Below are 16,648 nucleotides of genomic sequence, written 5' to 3' on the forward strand. Positions count from 1 at the left end.
CTCCTCCAATCGCAACTCTAACTTCACTTTGTTCAAAGCGATATTGCCCTTTGGGGCAGTTGCATGCCCCAGTGTGGACGATGCCGCGTTTTGGCGTCCGGCCAGTATTACCGGAGTTCCGAGCGACAGCGGAGACGGCAGAAATGCCGACCTTCAACGCGCCGCTACGGCAGTACGTTGACCGCGCGTGCCGCCACGATGACGAGGGTCAACAGCGAAATCGTGCTTTCGAGCGTCATCAGCATCTTCGCCCGCCTGCTAAGCGGCATCACGTCGGTCGGACTGAAGGCAGTCGCCGTATTGAACGCAAGGGACATATAGTCGAGATACCGCGGTCGCCAGTCCACAGGCGTGACCTCCGGAACCGTCGTTTGCGGAAAGAGCCAGTCATGTGGCGCACCGGTTCCGCGCAGCCGAGCTGAGGGGCCGCCCCGATCGATCTGCCAGTAAAGCAGGGAAAAAGTGAGTACGTTGGTGAGCCATATCGCGAGCGATGATGAAAGCAGCGAAATCGACCGCACCTCCGGCGGACGAAGCGTGATCATGCCAATCATATCCGCCAGTTCCGCCGCCGTGTTGACCGCATAGACTGCGGCAAGCACCATGATCGCTGTTCGCTCGACCCACAGCCAGAAGGCCTTGTCCGTCGCCAGCATCACGGCAATCATCGGCAGGACGCCCACAAGAACGACTCCGTAGGCCACCCATTCCGGCATTATATAGACGTGATGGGGCAGAACCTTCAGCACGCCGAACACGACAAGAATGGAAAGTACGGGGGCCCAACGACGTTCGTCACGGCTTGCCTGGGCTGTATCGCTCATGGTGCTCCCCCAGTTCCGACTTCTGGACGCATTTTCCCGGCTCGGAACCGGGGCTGCAGCATCGATCAAGTGAGACACCGACCCAAACAAAGGAACATTCACTTCGTCCATAGCGGGGTGGGCAGTGCGCACCATCCGATGAAAGACATTCAAGAGGCCGCTCAAGTACATTTCCAGCCTAATATTGTCTTGCCCATGTAACAAGCTCCTCCCGCTAAGTTCGATTTGCTCCAGCGGCCAATCAGTGGCATGCTCAGATCGGCAAAATCGTTGCAGTAAGTGTAATCGCGTTCGAGATCCCCCATGATGTCAGTCGATGCCGACCAACTTTCGACCATGATTTCCCATGCAATCGCGCCGGCATTCCTGCTCAGCGCTATCGCGGCCCTGGTATCGATCCTGATCAATCGGATGGCCGATGTCACCGAGCGGATTCGCACGCTCAACCAGATAAGCGAAAGCGATGCGGAGCGTGCGTGGCTGAAGGCCGACACAGCGCGCCTGCAGAAGCGTGAAAGACTGCTGAACAGCGCCCTGCACATGGGCGTCATTGGCGGCATCGGTATCACCTGCCTCCTGCTGCTGGGGTTCGTGGTCGCTTTCTTCGGCTATCGCCATGAGCCGGGCGCCGCATTGCTGTTTGTCGTGGCCCTGTGCTTCCTGCTTGCGTCCCTGTTTCGGTTTTTGCAGGACGTAAGACTGTCCCTCAGCGAACACGACCATCACCGCTAACGATGACCGAACTCCCGCGAAGGCTACCGTTTGCGGACCGGAAAGCCTCGTTGATCAATAGCAGGACGGTAACGGATAGGTGCCGCATTCCGGGAAGGCGTTGAAGGCACCGTAGTAGGGATAGTAGTAGGGGTTGTAGTAGGGACGGACTGCTGCGGCCCCGACCGCTGCACCAACTGCCGCTCCCGCGACGACCGGAGCGCCACGATACCATGCGCCGTGGTAGACAGGCGCGTGCCAGTAGGTGCCTCCGACATGGGCGAAGTCATCGTCGCCGACACGTGCGTAGCTTCCATGGAAATCGCCTGCGGAAAAATCTCCGCCACGGAACCCGCCCCCCGCAAAACCGCCTCCGCCGAAGCTGCCGCCGAAATGATCGATGAAGACCGCAGCAGGCCCGGCGACCCCGCTCAGGCTCCCTTCCAGAACGGCAACGTCGAACGTGAGCGTATTGCCGTCCAGCTTCGGCGTTTTCAGAGTCACGACGGCGTCGCTCACGTCAGATCCGTCGCCACCCAGCACCGACACCGTTGCATTGGGGGGATCGACGGCGAAATTGTTCTTGCCTTCGTCCCACTGCATGATGAACTGTTCGGTGGTGACATGCCCGGCGGCCCGCACGGGCCGATCAGCAAAGACGATCGAATTTGCCGACACGCCGGTCAGGACCAGCTTGCCGTTCTCGATCTTCGCGCCCGCTGAATTGATGACGGCAAGCGACGGAACCGGACCGGTTGGGGTGACTTGCCCGATGGTCTTTTCCAAGGGCACGTGCGGCTTCTTGGCCGCATCTTGCGCAAGGGTGGCCGTGGCCGCCAATATGAGACCGCCGGTAATGATAAAAGTGGTGAAACGGTCGATGTTCATCGTGAATGCCCTTCGGGTTTGGGACAGGTAGAAGGCCCTCTGCCATCTATCGTCATCGCATGATCTGAATGAACGTAGGCCAGGAGCTGACACCGCCTAGTCCGGGAAGATCTTTCTCCAGTCTGCTTTCATGTCTACAACCGTCCAGCCATTCATCGGCGCGAGGTCGAGTGCCTTGTCGAGCCGCCCGAATTCGGTGTCACGATCGTAGGCATATTCACGTTCCGCGTCGGTGTGGTGAACGATCAGGCCGAAGCGCGCCGGCGCACCCGCCAGTGTCGTCCATTGCAACATCTCCAGATCGCCGTCGGAATTGCCGAAGGCGGCAAGCGGTCGGCGGCCGATATATTGGTTGATCCCGACCGGCTTGCCCGCCTTGTCATCAATGAAGTTGATCTCCGGCAGACGATACAGGATCGGCGTATCGGCACTCATCCTGAACTCGGTCTTGATGGACGAGCCGATAACCTGCTCGGGGGGGATGCCGTAGACCCGCTCGGTCCATGGCCGCATGAACTCGATGCCGCCGCCGGAAACGATATAGGTCTTGAAGCCGTTTGCCCGCAGATAGGTCTGCAGTTCGAGCATCGGCTGGTAGACCAGTTCGGTGTAGGGACGCTTGAAGCGCGGATGGCGCGCCGTTGAAATCCAATCGGAGACGATCTTCTGAAACTCGTCTGTGGTCATTCCCGCATGGGTGGCCATCATGATTTCCATGAGACCCTTTTCGCCCGATGCGGCAAGTGCCTTCATGTCGCCCTCAAGCACTGCCTTGAACGGCTGCTTGTCCTTCAATTCCGGATGGGCCGGAACCACTGCCTTCACGCGGTCGAGGGCGAAGGCGAGCTGAGTGTAGATCGGGTGCTCGACCCACAGCGTGCCGTCGTTGTCGAATACGGCAATGCGCTCTGGTTCGGGGACGAACTCGGGCGAATTTTCCTTGGTCACCTTCTCGACGAAGGCGATGATTGCCGCCTTGGGTGCGGTGTCGTTCCAGGAAGGCAGCGGATCGGTCTGTGCCAGCACGGAAACCGCAAAGAGCAGCAGGGCTGCCGCTGCCAGAGAAATGCATCGAGAAACATAGGCCAGTGCGCTCATTGAAATCCTCCCGTTGGAAAGGCCGCGGCCCGCTCGGTTCGGTTCCGATTGGCATCGGAAGGTCTGCGCCCCATGGCGAGGTGATCGACGCACAGGAAACATGCCGGAACATCGCTCATCCGCCGCCCAGTGAATTTGCCGTGGCCACGCCATCACCTCGCTGCGCGAAGGCTACTCCTCGCATGTAAGCCTAGTCAGGAACTCGCCCGAGCGGTATTGTCCTTTGGGGCAGGAGCGCATCGGCGAAGCATTGCCGACCAGGGCATCGCGATTGGGTGTGGAGGCTGGACACGCGGCAGAGCGATCTTGATGCGGAGGAACGGTCCTACTCTTGAGACCGGTGAACCCCGACGGGAAATCGCTCAAGCCGCAACGCCTGCCCCGAAATGCATAGACGGTGAACGGCGCAGGGGACGTTCAATATGGTTCGTGCATCCGGGAATCCATCGGGCCAGGCCATCCGGACTGCTTCAGGATTCATCTGCCTTCTGTTGTTCGCGATCCTGATGAACGCCGGACCTTGCTCGGCCGAGCCGCTTGCTCGCGTCCCGCGCATCCTCATCCTCTATCCCTACGACGAGAGGATTCCCGCCACTGCGGTTGGGGGCGAGGCTGTGCGCAAACGGCTGCTCCAGGCCACCGACGGGAAAGTCGATCTGTTTTCGGAGTTTCTTGATCTCTCCCGATTTCCCGAGAAGGTGCATATTGACCGGACGGCGCGGTATCTCAGCGAGAAATACGCTACTCGGCGTCCGGATGTGGTGATTGCACTCGGTGAGGAGGCAACCGACTTTATCGCAAGGAACCGCAATGAAATTGCTCGGAACGCGAAAATCGTCTTCTGCGGTCTTGGCGGTACGGATGCCGCGGGCATGAGCCTGCCAAGCGACGTGGTCGGTGCCTTCAGCGAGTTTGATATCGCAAAGACGCTCACAATGGCGCGCGGGCTGCAGCCGAATGCCCGAGATCTGTTTGTCGTCGGCGGCTCCTCGGACTTTGACCGCTCCTGGCTGGCCACGGCGCGCAGGGATCTACCCGGCCCCGCAACCGGCCTCAGGACGACCTATCTCGAGGATCTGACCATCGACGAATTCGAGGACCGCGTCTCTCGGGTCCCGGAAGCAAGCATCATACTAGTCCTGACCGTTTTCAGCGACAGCAGTGGCCGAAACTTCATTCCTCAAAACGCGCTCCAACGAATTGCCGCGAAGGCGAGCGCTCCGGTCTACGGGCCCTACTCGACATACGTCGGACAGGGGGCCGTCGGTGGCAATACCGTCACCTTCGAGTCTGTTGGAATGGCTGCCGCCGAATTGGCCGTCGACGCGATCGCCGGAAAACAGATCGCGAATGTCAATGTGCCGCAAACCTATATCGCCGATGCGAGACAGTTGAAGCGTTGGGGATTGGCGGAAAGCAACCTACCTGCCGGCACCGTCGAGAGTTTCAAGGAACCGTCCATCTGGAAGCAATATTGGCCGGCGATCATCGGCATTATCGCCGCGTTCGCGCTTCAGGGCGCGATCATCACCGGGCTGCTCCTCGAGCGGCGGCGGCGCCGGTACGCCGAGCACAATGCACGACTTCGCCTGCTCGAGTTGGTGCATCTGAACCAATCGGCAACGGCGGGAGCGCTGTCGGCGTCCATCGCCCATGAACTGAACCAGCCGCTTGGCGCGATCCGCAGCAATGTCGAGACCGCCGAAGTGCTGCTTCAGCGAGAACATCCGGATATCAACCTCATCCAGCAGATTCTTGTCGACATCCGCGACGACGATCAGCGGGCCAGCGACATTATCATCCGGCTGAGAGGGCTGCTGAAAAAGCGAAGCGAGATCGACCTGCAGGAATTCGACCTGAACGACGTGATCAAAAGCGCGATCCAGATCCTTCACGCAGAAGCCGAGCAAAAGAACGTTCTGGTCAGTTCCACCGAACCGGCACGAGAGCTTCCGGTGCGGGCCGACAAGGTACATGTGCAGCAGGTCATTCTCAATCTCGCCACCAATGCAATGGACGCCATGCTTGATGCGACAACAACAGAGCGAAAGCTCGTCTTCGAGACGACACTGATAGAGAACTCCAAGGTCGAGCTGTCGATCTCCGATACCGGCCGCGGCATTCCGAGCGATCAGCTCGACAGTGTTTTCCGTGCGTTTTACACCACCAAGCCCTCAGGTACCGGGCTTGGGCTTTCCATCGCCCGGGCGATAGTCGAAACCTATGGCGGGAACATATGGGCGGACAATCGGGCCGAAGGCGGCGCTGTGTTCCGCTTCGTCCTGCCGCTTGCGCAACGTGGATGAACCCAGTGGGACCGATCATTCATATCGTCGATGACGACAAGTCTTATCGAACCGCGGTCGGACGGTTGATGGAGGCCTCCGGTTTTCGGGTCGCCACCTATGCCTCCGGCGAAGAGCTTCTGGCGCATCTGCCGAGTGCTGAGCCCGGATGCATCCTGCTCGACCTGCAGATGCCTGGTCTGAACGGGCTGGAGCTGCAGGACCGATTGGCCGAGAAGGCACCGCTGCTGCCCGTCGTGTTTCTGACCGGGCAAGGCGACATCAAGGCCAGCGTCCAGGCAATGAAGGCGGGCGCTGAAGACTTCCTTGAAAAACCGACCTCCAGAGAGGCGCTGCTTGACACCGTGAGGCGGGCGCTGCTTCACTGCGACGCGCGGCGCGTCGAGCATGATCGCATTCATGCACTCCAGGCGCGTCTCGAGAGCCTGACGCCAAGGGAGCTCGACGTCTTCGACCTGATCGTGCGCGGAAAGCTCAACAAGCAGATCGCCTATGCCCTCGGCGCGTCCGAGCGTACCATCAAGGCGCACCGGCACAATGTCATGGAAAAGCTTGGCGTGCGTTCATTGGCCGAGGCGGTATCGATTGCCGAGAGATTGGGACTTCTTGCTCCGGTGTCAGATCCGCCGGCGCAGCAATCCGGGCATCGCTCTTCCCCATAGGACAATATCCAGCCTTCGATGTTGGTCCTACGATTGTCGTGGCCGGGGCCGGTCATGCTTTCCGCATGGGCCCCAGAAAGGCACACCTTGGAAAGCCCACCACGAAAAGTGGCTGTCGTGGATGACGATCTGGGCATGCGGAAAAGCGTTGCGCGGCTCTTGAACGCGCATGGCTTCGAGACGGAGGCGTATGCCTCGGCCGAAGCCTTTCTGAACCGAGCCTCGCCGAGCGTGATCGGCTGCATTGTGCTCGATATTCATCTCGAGGGCATGTCGGGCATCGAACTTTGGCACCATATGAAGCGCTCCAATTCCCAGATCAAGGTGGTCTTCATCACCGCCGTGGACGATGACGCCCTGGAATCGGAAGCAGTGAAGGCGGGCTGCGTTGCGTATCTTCGCAAGCCGTTTCCCGCTGACTCCCTGATCAGGGCAGTCAACGAGGCATTGACGGGTTCGCCGGCCGAGTGAATGGCTGGCCCGTGGCGCTGCGCAACAGTTGCGCCCATTCAGACAGCCAGCGCGAAGTGGTTGGGTTCGATTTCGACGATCTCGTCCACCTGAGCAGCCGAACGCCGACGGATTTCTGCGACCTCCCGCGGCTGCAGCCGCGCCTTCGGATCATCGAAACGGACATCCGGATCCGGCACGGCCGAAAGCAGGAGCCGCGTATAGGGATGCCTGGGATTGTCTATCACCTTGGCAGTGCTGCCCCACTCGACGATCTGGCCCGCATACATGACCGCGATGTCCTCCGCCACGTAGCGGGCGGTGGCGATGTCGTGGGTGATATAGAGCAGGCCGAGATGCATCTCTTTCTTCATCTCGTTCAGGAGATTGAGCACGCCGAGGCGCACGGAGACGTCGAGCATGGATGTCGGCTCGTCGGCGACGATCACCTCCGGCTGCACGGCAAGTGCCCTAGCGATGTTGACGCGTTGGCGCTGCCCCCCGGAAAGCTCGTGCGGATATTTGGGCGCGACAATGTCAGGATCGAGCTTCACGCGTTGCAGCAGTTCACGGATGGTCGCGTCGACCTGGCTGCCGCGCACGTCCGGTCGGTGCAGCTTCAACGGCCGACGCAGATGGTGGGCGATGGTGTGGGCGGGGTTCAGGGAGGCAAAAGGGTCCTGGAAGATCATCTGCACCGAGCGCCGGTAGCGCGCGATCTCATCGGCCTTGGCCGCTTCGATTGGACGGCCCTTGTAAAGGATCTGCCCGGACGTCGGAATGTATTCCCGCATCGCCATGCGGGCGCAGGTGGTCTTGCCGCTGCCGGATTCGCCGACTAGCGCCAATGCCCTTCCCGCATGCAGCGAAAAGGTGATGGAGCGGGCGGCATGGACGGTCGCCGCACCATGGCCGAACGTCTTCGTCACCTTGTCGAGGGCAAGGATCGCATCGTTCATAGCTGCGGGCCCCCGTGAAGCGAAGGGAACGGGGCCCAGAGTTTCCTGGTGTAGTCATGCTGCGGCGTCTTGTAGATCGCCTCGGCGCTGTCCTGCTCGACGAGCTTGCCGGCCAGCATGATGCCGATGCGGTCGCAAAACTGCACCATCAACCCGAGATCGTGGGTGATGAAGAGCACCGAGAAGCCGAACTGCTTCCTGAGCTCATTGATGCGCTGCAGGATCTCGCGCTGGACGACGACATCGAGCGCCGTCGTCGGCTCATCCATGACGACAAGCTTGGGGCCGAGTGCCATGCAGATGGCAATGACGATGCGCTGACGCATGCCGCCGGAGAACTGATGCGGATAGTCGCGCATGCGATCCGGCGAGATATCGACCAGCTTCAGCATCTCGGCGGTGCGCTCGCGAGCCTGCGCCTTCGTCATGCCCTTGTGTGCCCTGAGCACGTCGTAGAACTGGGTCTCGACGCGCAGCACAGGATTCAGCGAGTTCATGGCGCTCTGGAAGACCATGGCCACCTCGCGCCAACGGAAATTGCGGAGCGCCTGTTGGTCGAGATCGAGCACGTCGCGGCCAGCGAGCACGATCCGGCTCTCCTTGCGGATCAGCGCCGGCGGCTTGTGCAGGCGGCTGATTGCGAAGGCGATCGTGCTTTTGCCGCAGCCGGATTCGCCGGCAAGGCCGAAGACTTCGCCCGGAGCTACATCGAAGCTGACGTTGTCGACGGCGCGGAAATCCTTCTCCTCGCCGATGTAGTCGATCGTCAGGTTCTTTACCGAAAGCAGCGCCCCACTCACAAACGGCCCTCCCCTGTGCGGACAAGAAGGGACCAGCGCTTGAGGTGATTGCCGGTGCGCAGCCGCGGGTTGGCGATCTCGTCGACGGCAAAGTTGAGCAGCGACATGCCGATGCCGAGCACGGCAAGCGCGAAGCAGGGCGACAGGATATCCCACCACGCTCCGACCGACAGGGCCGAGGCTTTCTGCGCATTGTAGAGCATGGTGCCCCACGAGACGGCGCGTGGATCGCCGAGGCCAAGGAATTCCAGCGTCGCCTCCGTGATGATGGCGAAGATGACGCTGCCGATGAAGTTGATACCCACGATGGAAATCACGTTGGGAAAGATCTCGAATGTCATGATGCGCCATTGCGGCTCGCCCATCATCTCCGCCGATTTGACGAAATCCTTCTGCTTGACCGAAAGCGTTTCGGCGCGGGTAACGCGCGCCCCCCAGGCCCAGGAGGTGGCGCCGAGAATGAGTGCGATGATGAGCGGGCTCGCCTGGCCGATGAAGGCGGCCAGAACGAGCAGCAGCGGAAGGTTCGGCACCACGAGCACCATGTTGGTGAAGAAGCTGATGATCTCGTCCGTCTTGCCGCCGCGATAGCCTGAAATGATGCCGAGCGCCGTGCCTACGAAGGTAATGAGCAGGCCGGCGCCGAAGCCGACGGCGAGCGAGGTGCGAGCGCCATAGATCAACCGGGCAAAGACATCCTGGCCGATCCGCGTCGTGCCGAGGAGGTGGTCGACCGAAGGTGGCTGGTGCGGTCGTCCCGTGCGGGCGGTGGGATCGTAGTGGGTCAGAAGCGGCGCAGCTATCGCCACGATGACGATGGCGGCGATGATGGCGAGGCCGACTAGCGCCTTGCGATTGCGGAGCAGGCTCTTCATCTCACGCTCCCTTCAGCCGCGGATCGAGCAGCACGTAGCTCACATCGACGATGAAATTGGCGACCAGCATGGTCGCGGTCATGATCAGAAGCTGGCCCTGGATGACGGGGTAGTCGCGCGCCAGGATCGCCTGGTAGAGGATATTGCCGAGGCCGGGATAATTGTAGACGACCTCGGTCACCAGCGAGCCGCCAAGGATGGTGCCGATCGCAATCGCGAGGCTCGATACGGTCGGCAGAAGTGCGTTGCGGGCGGCATACCAGAGCATCACGTGCCGGTCGGAGAGGCCCTTGGCGCGGGCCATGACGATATAGTCCTCGCCGAGCAGGTTGATCATGTTGTTGCGCATCGTCACCGTGAAGCCGCCGACCAGAACGGTGCACAGCGTCAGCATAGGCAGGATGCCGTGATAGGCGACGCTGCCGATATATTGCCAGCTGAGCGACGGATCGAGCGACGGATCGGCGGCATAGCCATTCGGGAACCAGCCAAGGGTGAAGCCGAAGACGAAGAGCACGATCAGCGAGGTGACGACGGCCGGCACGGACGTCGCGAAGATTGCCCCGACGGAAACGACGACGTCGAACCGGCTGCCACGCCGCCAGGCAGCGAGGATCCCGAGGATCGTGCCGAGCGCGAAGCTGAGGATGGTTGCCGTACCCATCAGCCCCACGGTCCAGACCAGGGCATGACCGAGGACAGAGGTGACGGGCAGCGGGAAATATTTGATGGACCGGCCGAGGTCGCCGGTGAAGATGCTGCCGAGATAGGTCAGGTATTGCTGCCAGAGCGGACCATCGACAAAGCCGAAGGTCAGCTTCAGGGCCTGGAGGCTTTCCGGCGGCAGTTCGGCCCCCGCGCTGGAGAACATGATCTGTACGGGGTCGCCCGGCATCAGTCGCGGCAGGAAGAAGTTGATCGTTGCTGCTGCGATGAAGGCTGCGAGGTAGAAGACGATTCGGCGAAGCAGAAAGGCCATCGGAACTCCGTGTGGCCGGGAGGGCGCTTGCAGCGCGCCTCCCGCAGGTTTCAGTGGCTTACTTCACTGGCTCGAGCGCGAGCAGGTTGAGCAGGCGCGCCGGGTTGGTGCGCGAGATCGACGGATTGACGAAGGAGTTTTCCTTGGTCGACCAGCCGGTGAAGCGCTTGGTGTTGTACTGGTACCAGTTCGGATTGTTGAAGACCGGGATCATCGGCATGTTCTCGGCGACGATGCGCTGGGCCTTGTCCATCGCTTCCTTCTGCTTGTCGAGATCGGCCGTGTGGGTGAACTGCGTCACGAGGTCTTCCACCTCCGGGTTGAACCAGCGCTGGGCCGTGAAACGGGTCTTGCCCTTGTCCGAGGCGCTGAAGGCGCGCTTGTACGGATAGTAGGGTGAGGCAGAAGCCGGCAGGCTGTTGATCGCCGCATCGAATTTGCCCTCGATGAGGTCGGAGGTCCAGACAGCCTCTTCCGGCGTCTCGATCTTCGCATCGATGCCGACGGCCTGCATGCCTTCGATGGCGATGTTCACCGTATCGATCCAGTCCGTCCAGGCATTCGGAACGATGATGGAGAAGGAAATCTTCGAGCCGTCAGGATTGTCGCGAAGACCATCACCATCCTTGTCCACATAGCCGGCCTCGTCGAGCAGCGCCTTGGCGGCGTCGGTATCATAGGCGCCGAACTTGCCGAAGTCGGTCTTGACGGAGGGGTCCGCCCAGCTCTTGTAGAGCTCGCCCATGAGGCCCGGGTCCTCGTTCAGCGTTGGATAGCCGTAGCCGGCGACATCGATCATCGTCTTGCGATCGAGCGCCATGGAAACGGCGCGGCGGAACTTCACGTCGTTGAAGGCCTTCTTGTTGGCCTCGTTTGCAGTCTCGAGGTTGAACAGGAAGGCAACCATGCTGCTCGGTGAGTACCAGTAGTGATAATGCTCCGGGTCCTTGGAGACATAGACATTGTCGATGTCCGGGATGAAGGAGACACCCCAGTCCAGCGTACCGTCGGCGGTTGCGGTTAGGATCTGGTTGTTGTCGGCAAGCTGCGGGAAGCGCAGGCAGTCGACCTTCAGATGCTCGGCGTCCCAGTAGTTCGGGTTGCGGCACTGGTCGTAGGTCTGACCGGTAAAGCGCGGAACTTCGGTCAGCGGACCGCTGCCGACCGGGTTTTCGTTGGCGAAAGTGACCGGGTCGGCAACATCCTTCCAGACATGCTCCGGAACGATCGGCAGTTGCGAAAGCTGTTCTGCGGCAAGGGAGCTCGGATTGGCGAGCGTGAAGCGGATCGTCTGAGCATCGACGACCTGGACGTCGGTGATGAAGGTCCAGATGCTGACGAAATCGAGCGCCGGGAACTTCTTCAGATAGTCATAGGTGAACTTGACGTCGGCCGAGGTAAGCGGCTGCCCATCCGACCATTTCAGGTTCGAACGCAGCTTGAAGTCGATGCTCTTCAGGTCGTCGGCGAGCTTGTAGCTTTCAGCCAGGCGATAGACCGGCTTGTTGCTGTCGAAGCGATTGAAGATGACAAGCGGCTCGTAGATGAAATCAAGCGTCGACTGGCGCGAAGAGGTCTGGTTGAACGGATTGAAGTTGCGAACCCAGGTCGTTGCCGGCTCGATATTGGCCGTGAGCACGGTCTGCGCCATGGCTGAGCCCGAAAGAACGGCGAGCGCGACGGCGCTCAAGAAATATCTCTTCATGTGAAATTCCCCTTTTTTTATAGTGATAACAACGCAGATCAGGAGACCTGCGCGCCTGCAAACATGGCTTCGACTTCGGCATGCACTGCGCGGTAGTCGACCTTGAGATTGCCGAGCCGGGCGTTGCCGGCGGCGATGCGCTTCTGCGCCGCATCCGTCAGCGGTCGGGCCGCCTTCGCAGCGGCTTCGCTTTCCGGGATGTCGCCATGGCTGTGCAGTGCAACGTCGAAGCCGGCATCGAGCACCTGCTTTACGCGCTCCGGCAGCGTACCGCGCAGCGACTCCATGAAGATGCAGTCGGAAATCAGCACGCCGTCGTAGCCCATCTCCGTGCGGATGACGTCATGCATGATCGGCGAAACCGAAGCCGGCAATTCGGCGTCGTAGGCCGAATAGACGACATGGGCGACCATGGCCCACGGCGTATCCTTCAAGGCGGTGAAGGGCTTGAAATCCGTTGCGATCAGCGTCTCGCGGGAGGCATCGACGACCGGGCGCTCCTTGTGAGAGTCAAGCGTCGCGCGGCCATGGCCGGGAATGTGCTTCATGACCGGCAGGTTGCCGGTTTCCATGAGGCCGTCCACGACCTCCCGGCCAAGCGCTGCGATGAAATCCGGATCCGGACCGAACGAGCGGGCGCCGATGACCGCACTCGTCGTTTCGAAGACGAGATCGAGAACCGGCGAGCAACCACTTGAAAGACCAAGCTCCGTTATCATGGCGCCCATGGCCTGGGAGGAAAGGCGAAGAGCTTTCCTTCCAAGTTCGAAGTCATGCCGGGCGAGCGCGGCAAACTGGCCGAAGCTGCGGAAGAGCGGCCACGGGCCGGCGTCGAGATGCTGAACCCGGCCGCCCTCCTGGTCGGTGAAGACGGGCGCATCGGCGCGGCCGACCGCCTCACGGAAACGGTCGATCAGGATCCTTGCCTGCTCCGGATTGCGCAGGTTGCGGCGGCCCACGAAGAGGCCGAGCGGATTGGTGTCGCGGAAGAGAGCGAATTCGTCTTGCGAAATCGTTGGGTTCGGCAGGCCGACAAAAAGAGCGAGCGGTGTGGAGGACACGATTTAAAACTCCGATATCAGATGGTCATTTCGGCTGGCTTCGCAGCATGCCTTCATAGATGCCCTTGTCGGGGGCCGGGATTTCGACCGCACCCGCGGTCTTGACGTAGAAGTCGATGGGGCCGGCGTCGCCGATGAATGCATAGGCGTGGCCGAGCGTTTTCATGGTCTGCAGCGCCGCTGAAAAGAGTGCCAGGCCAAGGCCGCGACCGCGAGCATCAGGATCAACCCCGGTCGGGCCGAAGAAACCGCGTGCCGTCGTATCGTAGCAGGCAAAGCCGAGCAGCTTTCCATTCTCCACCGCAATCAGGCAGGCGACGGGGTGGCGGGAGAAGGCAACGGCAACTTCACTTGCCCAATTCTTGCTGAAATGCGCCTGTACCCAATCAACGACGACATGCAGTTCCGGCGGCAGAGCAGGCCGAATCGTGACACTGACGGACCCGGCTTTTTCTTTCAGTTCGCCAAGCTTTGTGGAATATAAACTTACAAGCAGGTCGGACAGCGTCGGTCCTCCTATGATCCATTATTATGGAATGTATCCCCTTTTAATGTCATAGACTTCAATATCTGTGGCAGCTTGTCAATAGAGCTCTCGCGATGACGCAACAGAGATCGGCCCGCAGTCGTCACCGGGGCCGAATGGGCGCCCTGCCCTCTCACCAACGGCAACTGCAGCTGCCAACTCCACCGAATTTGGAGGGGCAGCTCTCGCCGTTTTGATCGGCCGATCTATTTTCCCCTCATGGGATCACAAACCGGAGCAAGGGGAGAAGGCGGCTTGTGGGATGGCTCTCGCTTTGCCGCGGGCCTCGGCAGAGGCTTTGCCGGAGCTTTGATCTTCGCCCTTCCGATGTTCATGACGATGGAGATGTGGGAACTCGGCTTCTACATGGACAGAGGCCGACTCCTCCTCCTTCTTCTCGTCAACATTCCCCTGCTGATCGCCCTGGCCGACCGGGTCGGTTTCGAAGAGACTTCGACTTGGCGAGATGCGTCCAGAGACGCGGCAATAGCCTACGCCATCGGCATCCTCTCGAGCGCCATCATTCTTCTTGCCGTGGGTGTCCTCAAGCTTGGCGAATCGCCCTCTGAAATCGAAGGGAAAATTGCCGTCCAGTCGGTGCCGGCCAGCATCGGCGCGTTGTTGGGCCGAAGCCAGCTAAACGGCGACCGGGAAAATAGCGCCGAGGACGGTGATCCGGTTCAGGAAGGGCCGGTAGGTTACGTGGGCGAATTGTTTCTCATGGCCGTCGGCGCATTGTTTCTCGGGCTGAACGTTGCCCCCACGGAGGAGATGATCCTGCTATCCTACAAGATGACGCCATGGCATACACTTGCCGTCATCATCATCTCATTGCTTGTGATGCACGGCTTCGTCTATGCAGTCTCATTCAAGGGCGGGCATGAAATCGGTGACGACGTGCCCGCCTGGCATATAGTGGTCCGCTTTACCTTGCCGGGTTACGTGATAGCCCTCCTGATCAGCACCTACGCACTCTGGACCTTTGAACGCTTCGGCGCGACGAGTGCACTGCAGATCCTGCCCGCGGTCGTCGTTCTGGGCCTGCCATGCTCCATAGGGGCGGCGGCAGCGCGATTGATATTGTGAGGAAACGAACCGTGCCGGAAAAACGACACCAAGATCGAGGTTCGCCGCATCCCATCGAATGGACCGTTGGAGTGGCGAGCGCCATTCTCGTAGCGGGCCTTATATCCATGACAGCCTATGAGGCTTTCACGAACGCAGATACGCCACCCCAACTAGCCGTTGCCAGGCTTGTCGCGGCGCCCGGGCAGCCTGAAAACCAAGTGCGCTTTGAGATCGTCAATTCCGCCGACACCACGGCAGCCGGCGTTCTGGTTCATGGTGAAATTCGCAATGAGAACGGCGTTGTCGAAACGGCAGAAGCGACATTCGATTATGTGCCTGCCCAATCCAAGGCGGCGGGCGCACTGATTTTCCTCTCGGCCATCAAGGGAAAAGAGTTGACCATTCATGCCGTCGGCTACGCGGACCCATGACTGGAAGGCGAGAGCGAACAACAGACACAGCGGGGCGGCGGTCAATGGTGCAGGGGCCTGTGAGCAAGCGTTGGATCATCAGCAAGGACGCGCACAAATCGAAGGCAAGCTTCCCCGAGCTTTTCTTCGATCTGGTTTTCGTATTCGGATTGATCCAGCTCTCGCATACGCTTGCGACGGATTTCAGCCCGACGGCAGCAGTCGAGGCCGCGATTTTAATCCTTGCCATCTGGTGGGTCTGGATCAACACCACCTGGGTGACGAACCTGCTCGATACCGAACGTGAGCCGGTCAGATACATGCTTTTCGCCTTGATGTTTGCCGGCATCCTGATGGCGATTGCCCTGCCGGAAGCTTTCGGCGAACATGCGCTGCCGTTTGCGGCGATCTACGTGGCGATGCAGATCGGCCGGTCGGCATTTGCCGCCTATGCATTTTGCGACATCGATCAACCTTCGGCCAAGACATTCCTGCGGATCACCCTATGGGCGACGATTTCCGGGATTTTCTGGATCGCGGGTGCCCTTTCGAATATCGAACTGCGCATCCCTCTCTGGATCATTGCGGTATCGATTGAATACGCAGCACCGCTCATTCGCTACCCTCTGCCCGGGCTCGGAAACGCCTCGAAGGAGACGCTAAGCCTTTCCGGCGAGCACATGGCTGAGCGATGCGCGCTGTTTGTCATCATCTGCCTTGGCGAAACGATCCTCACCACCGGGCGCAATGCCGTGGAGCACATGGCCGCCGACAGAACCTTTGTTGTCTTCTGCAGCGCGTTCCTGAGCACGGTAATCATGTGGTGGATCTATTTCCATCACGGCCAGGAAGAGGTCGCGGAAAAGGCCGAGACGACGTCGTCGCCCGAAACGGTGGCCCATAATCTATTCACATACGGCCATTTCCCGATTGTCGCCGGCATCATCCTTACGGCGGTTGGCGAGGATTTTTCTCTCTCGCATGCCGGGGAAGAGGGCAACCTCAAGCACGGACTTGCAATGCTTGGTGGACCTGCCCTGTTTCTCTGCGGCAATATCTGGGTGAAAATGGCATCCGCGCGCCAATTCCCCCTGTCCCACCTGGTCGGCCTGCTCTTGCTCGCTTGCGTTGCGGCTATCGCACCGCTCACGTCCAATTACGTCCTCAATCTCTGCGCCACTGCCAGCCTTCTTGTTGTCGCTGCCTGGGAATATTTCGCTTTGAAGGCGCAGGCGGCGTCAACCGCATAATCGGCCGGCATACATGGCGGCCCGATTTGATGTGTCGAGACATGCTCGACACATCAGTGGTGCTTGTGGAATTGGC

General features: G+C 60.3%; 17 protein-coding genes. 7 read left to right on the forward strand and 10 right to left on the reverse strand.

Going from position 1 to position 16,648, the window contains the following annotated elements:
• Window positions 1-164: 164 nt before the first annotated feature.
• Complete coding sequence (locus tag EV286_RS17250) at window positions 165-824, reverse strand: hypothetical protein (protein WP_132958373.1); 660 nt, start codon at window positions 822-824, stop codon at window positions 165-167.
• A 303-nt stretch (window positions 825-1,127) separates the two neighbouring features.
• Here EV286_RS17250 and EV286_RS17255 point away from each other — a divergent pair, with 303 nt between their 5' ends.
• Window positions 1,128-1,556 carry a DUF2721 domain-containing protein gene (locus EV286_RS17255; protein WP_245500737.1) on the forward strand — a complete coding sequence of 143 codons (429 nt, stop codon included), beginning with the start codon at window positions 1,128-1,130 and terminating at the stop codon, window positions 1,554-1,556.
• A 54-nt stretch (window positions 1,557-1,610) separates the two neighbouring features.
• Here EV286_RS17255 and EV286_RS17260 read toward each other — a convergent pair whose 3' ends face one another.
• Window positions 1,611-2,423 (reverse strand): hypothetical protein, encoded by an 813-nt coding sequence (locus tag EV286_RS17260; RefSeq protein ID WP_132958374.1) that lies wholly within the window; start codon window positions 2,421-2,423, stop codon window positions 1,611-1,613.
• Window positions 2,424-2,519: 96 nt separating this feature from the next.
• Entirely contained in the window at window positions 2,520-3,521 is a 1,002-nt protein-coding gene (locus EV286_RS17265; protein WP_132958375.1) for an HAD family hydrolase, read from the reverse strand.
• A gap of 506 nt (window positions 3,522-4,027) precedes the next feature.
• Between EV286_RS17265 and EV286_RS17270 the strand changes: the two genes are divergently transcribed.
• The 3 genes from EV286_RS17270 to EV286_RS17280 are packed head-to-tail and all read left to right on the forward strand — an operon-like array spanning window position 4,028 to window position 6,960.
• Complete coding sequence (locus EV286_RS17270; protein WP_245500738.1) at window positions 4,028-5,827, forward strand: sensor histidine kinase; 1,800 nt, start codon at window positions 4,028-4,030, stop codon at window positions 5,825-5,827.
• The gene (locus tag EV286_RS17275) at window positions 5,824-6,489 is read left to right on the forward strand and encodes a response regulator transcription factor (RefSeq protein ID WP_132958377.1); all 666 of its coding nucleotides are present in this window, start codon (window positions 5,824-5,826) and stop codon (window positions 6,487-6,489) included. The genes EV286_RS17270 and EV286_RS17275 overlap by 4 nt, the downstream gene beginning before the upstream one ends.
• 54 nt (window positions 6,490-6,543) lie before the next feature.
• Window positions 6,544-6,960, forward strand: coding sequence for a response regulator (locus EV286_RS17280; protein WP_165932868.1), 417 nt, complete (start codon window positions 6,544-6,546; stop codon window positions 6,958-6,960).
• A 38-nt stretch (window positions 6,961-6,998) separates the two neighbouring features.
• On the opposite strand, the gene EV286_RS17285 is transcribed toward EV286_RS17280, so the two are convergent.
• The 7 genes from EV286_RS17285 to EV286_RS17315 are packed head-to-tail and all read right to left on the reverse strand — an operon-like array spanning window position 6,999 to window position 13,823.
• Window positions 6,999-7,898: an ATP-binding cassette domain-containing protein gene (locus EV286_RS17285; RefSeq protein WP_132958379.1), complete on the reverse strand. Its 900-nt coding sequence runs from the start codon at window positions 7,896-7,898 to the stop codon at window positions 6,999-7,001.
• Window positions 7,895-8,698, reverse strand: coding sequence for an ABC transporter ATP-binding protein (locus EV286_RS17290; RefSeq protein WP_132958380.1), 804 nt, complete (start codon window positions 8,696-8,698; stop codon window positions 7,895-7,897). The genes EV286_RS17285 and EV286_RS17290 overlap by 4 nt, the downstream gene beginning before the upstream one ends.
• The gene (locus EV286_RS17295; RefSeq protein WP_132958381.1) at window positions 8,695-9,573 is read right to left on the reverse strand and encodes an ABC transporter permease; all 879 of its coding nucleotides are present in this window, start codon (window positions 9,571-9,573) and stop codon (window positions 8,695-8,697) included. The genes EV286_RS17290 and EV286_RS17295 overlap by 4 nt, the downstream gene beginning before the upstream one ends.
• Before the next feature lies 1 nt (window position 9,574).
• Entirely contained in the window at window positions 9,575-10,552 is a 978-nt protein-coding gene (locus EV286_RS17300; protein ID WP_132958382.1) for an ABC transporter permease, read from the reverse strand.
• 58 nt (window positions 10,553-10,610) lie between these two features.
• Window positions 10,611-12,257, reverse strand: a complete 1,647-nt coding sequence (locus EV286_RS17305; RefSeq protein ID WP_132958383.1) for an ABC transporter substrate-binding protein — start codon at window positions 12,255-12,257, stop codon at window positions 10,611-10,613.
• A 38-nt stretch (window positions 12,258-12,295) separates the two neighbouring features.
• Window positions 12,296-13,318, reverse strand: a complete 1,023-nt coding sequence (locus EV286_RS17310; RefSeq protein WP_132958384.1) for a glycoside hydrolase family 3 N-terminal domain-containing protein — start codon at window positions 13,316-13,318, stop codon at window positions 12,296-12,298.
• Window positions 13,319-13,343: 25 nt separating this feature from the next.
• The gene (locus tag EV286_RS17315) at window positions 13,344-13,823 is read right to left on the reverse strand and encodes a GNAT family N-acetyltransferase (protein WP_132958385.1); all 480 of its coding nucleotides are present in this window, start codon (window positions 13,821-13,823) and stop codon (window positions 13,344-13,346) included.
• Between the two features lie 240 nt (window positions 13,824-14,063).
• Between EV286_RS17315 and EV286_RS17320 the strand changes: the two genes are divergently transcribed.
• From EV286_RS17320 to EV286_RS17330, 3 genes are all read left to right on the forward strand, one after another.
• Entirely contained in the window at window positions 14,064-14,930 is an 867-nt protein-coding gene (locus tag EV286_RS17320) for a TIGR02587 family membrane protein (protein WP_132958386.1), read from the forward strand.
• A gap of 107 nt (window positions 14,931-15,037) precedes the next feature.
• The gene (locus EV286_RS17325) at window positions 15,038-15,343 is read left to right on the forward strand and encodes a hypothetical protein (protein ID WP_165932869.1); all 306 of its coding nucleotides are present in this window, start codon (window positions 15,038-15,040) and stop codon (window positions 15,341-15,343) included.
• 44 nt (window positions 15,344-15,387) lie between these two features.
• Window positions 15,388-16,572: a low temperature requirement protein A gene (locus EV286_RS17330; RefSeq protein WP_132958388.1), complete on the forward strand. Its 1,185-nt coding sequence runs from the start codon at window positions 15,388-15,390 to the stop codon at window positions 16,570-16,572.
• Window positions 16,573-16,648 lie beyond the last annotated feature (76 nt).

This window comes from Rhizobium sp. BK251 (assembly GCF_004345245.1).
Classification (GTDB): domain Bacteria; phylum Pseudomonadota; class Alphaproteobacteria; order Rhizobiales; family Rhizobiaceae; genus Rhizobium.